Here is a 2,112-nt window from a genome sequence, read left to right as displayed (position 1 = left end):
TAGAATCTTCTCCTAAGCCTTCTAGAGTCTGTAAATCACCAATACCTACATTATCAACTACTTCAGTAATAGATGGTAATGCAAATGTATACTTTTCAGGATACATCATAATATCTACCACTTCAGGACTGTCTTTAGTAAGATCTTTAGCTTTACCATTCTGTTTAAAGTAATTAAGATCAATTGCACCTACTACTTCTAATAATGGTTCTACTCCGCTTAAAAGGAGCAATACATTAGTTTCTGGACCTTGTGCGATCCACATACCTGCTTTTAACATAATCCTTTTGTTTTAAGTATTTTGATAAATTCATTTTTGAATCTCTTTACTACAACTGCTGCATCCATTGGACTAATGTTGAATTCAGAAGCTACTTTCTTTCTAAATTCCATTTCTCCACTGCATTGCTGCATTACTTCTTGTAGTCTTTCTCGCTCTCCTGGTTCAGTCCAGCGAACATATTGAACAATTTCCATGTTAATTCATTTGATGTTCAAGATCTTTAATTTTATTATAGATGCCTACCCAATATATCAAGCCTTCTTTACTCTTTTCAGCTTGAAACATTTCATAGATTTTGCATCTATTGTATCCGACTGTAATGTTATGTACACCACGTCGCCAACCTCTACCTCCCTTCATTACTGATGGAGTTGATTCATATACATACTCAATGAACGCAGTAAGTTTACGTTCTCTTGTAAGAACAATTTCCCAAGTCTTAGGCAATTTATTCCTAATAAAACCTCTTAAGCCTTTTTTATTCATGTTTATATTTAAATATTTTTGAATTACTTCCAAATTCAAATTTAATTAGATAGATACTATTTTTAATAGTTGCTCCATCAAGTGTTATTTTAACTTTACATATAAAATCATCAAGATAATACGTACTATTAATATACCATCCAACTATACTATGATAGTTTCTTCCATCATTACTACTAATCCACGCTTTTGCAAAATAATCTTTCATATTATATGTTGATTGATCTTCATATATTGCTAATAATATCCAAAGTTCTTTTCGTATAGTATCTAAGATTTCTGCTTGAGTATCAAATTCTTTTTCTTTACTCTTTTTATGCCGACCACGATTCATAAGTAGTTTCTTTAATTGAAGATTGGAGTCTTTCTATAGCTGCTAATAGAGTATCTATTCTTATTACTATTTCTGTATCTCTAACAAAATGTTTAATGTGTTTCAGATTAGTAATCATACCTGCTAAAAGCATAAGAGATAAGTTCCTTCTACTTGCCTTTAATTGATTTAAAGTCTTTTTCATCTACAAAATGTTTTTAAGTATTGTTCATAATGTTTCTTTTCATTTATTGAAGCTAAAGCATCTAATTGATTATAATTCTTTTTAGTTAAAGTAAAATCATAATCTAATAATGCTTCTTTCAGATTGTAAAATACATTATAATCGAACAAATCTCTGTTGCTTATTTTGATTTGTTCAATGAGAGCTGTTTCAAATATAGCTAGTAATCTTAGAATATATTTGTTATTCTTTTTAACCGCTAGTCATAAACCTTTATCTCCTTTATTATAATCTAAAGGAATAATTGATACCTTGTTATAATCTATTCTCATACTCTAAAGTTTGTTTTATAATACTTTTTAATGATTCTTATAGCTTCGTCAAATTCTTCTTTATTATCAAAAACATTACAAAAAGTGTAGTTGTTCTTGTCTAAGAATACAGGATGAAAATAAGCTACAAAGAATGTTTTAAATAATCTGCTTCTTTTAATAGGAATTAGATTATTTAAAGTAATATCGCTAGTTATACTTACTGTCCAAGCAATATTTAGTTCAGGATCTATTTTATAGATTACTCCATAGTGTGTACCTGGACCTATTTTCGCTCTAATGATGTCATATTTTTGTAAAGGTATTTGATCTACACCTTGACCTAATATTTCTGTAGGTAAAACTATATTCTGTTTAGGAACACATGAAGATTGTTCAATTAAATTAGTAACAGATAAAGATGAATTAAATGCATCTACTATACTTATTATATCTATTATTTTATTATCGTCTGTGTTTTTTAATTTAGTAGATGCTTTAATTCTTATAGAATTTAAAAAGTTCTGTTTTTCAT

Annotated in this window: 5 protein-coding genes; all 5 read right to left on the bottom strand. The window is 28.3% G+C overall.

What is annotated here, in order from left to right; all coding sequences use genetic code 11:
- The coding region (locus GH664_RS22510) for a hypothetical protein (RefSeq protein ID WP_153170287.1) at window positions 1-280 on the bottom strand (280 nt) is incomplete at its 3' end.
- On the bottom strand, window positions 274-477 hold the full coding sequence (locus tag GH664_RS22505) for a hypothetical protein (RefSeq protein WP_153163799.1): 204 nt from the start codon (window positions 475-477) through the stop codon (window positions 274-276). The genes GH664_RS22505 and GH664_RS22510, both read right to left, overlap by 7 nt.
- 1 nt (window position 478) lies before the next feature.
- On the bottom strand, window positions 479-769 hold the full coding sequence (locus GH664_RS22500) for a hypothetical protein (protein WP_153170286.1): 291 nt from the start codon (window positions 767-769) through the stop codon (window positions 479-481).
- The gene (locus GH664_RS22495; RefSeq protein WP_153163800.1) at window positions 762-1,103 is read right to left on the bottom strand and encodes a hypothetical protein; all 342 of its coding nucleotides are present in this window, start codon (window positions 1,101-1,103) and stop codon (window positions 762-764) included. Before GH664_RS22495 ends, GH664_RS22500 begins: the two co-directional genes overlap by 8 nt.
- Before the next feature lie 491 nt (window positions 1,104-1,594).
- A partial coding sequence (locus GH664_RS22490) for a hypothetical protein (RefSeq protein WP_194270479.1) occupies window positions 1,595-2,112 on the bottom strand: 518 nt, incomplete at its 5' end.

Source organism: Thauera sp. 2A1 (assembly GCF_009469595.2).
Classification (GTDB): domain Bacteria; phylum Pseudomonadota; class Gammaproteobacteria; order Burkholderiales; family Rhodocyclaceae; genus Thauera.
Note: the sequence above shows the minus strand (reverse complement) of the source record. Positions and strands in the feature narration are given on the sequence as shown.

What these genes read in the sequence shown, in the direction of transcription:
- GH664_RS22505 (WP_153163799.1), bottom strand. Translation starts at nt 477, where the DNA reads ATGGAAATTGTTCAATATGTTCGCTGGACTGAACCAGGAGAGCGAGAA.
- GH664_RS22500 (WP_153170286.1), bottom strand. Translation starts at nt 769, where the DNA reads ATGAATAAAAAAGGCTTAAGAGGTTTTATTAGGAATAAATTGCCTAAG.
- GH664_RS22495 (WP_153163800.1), bottom strand. Translation starts at nt 1,103, where the DNA reads ATGAATCGTGGTCGGCATAAAAAGAGTAAAGAAAAAGAATTTGATACT.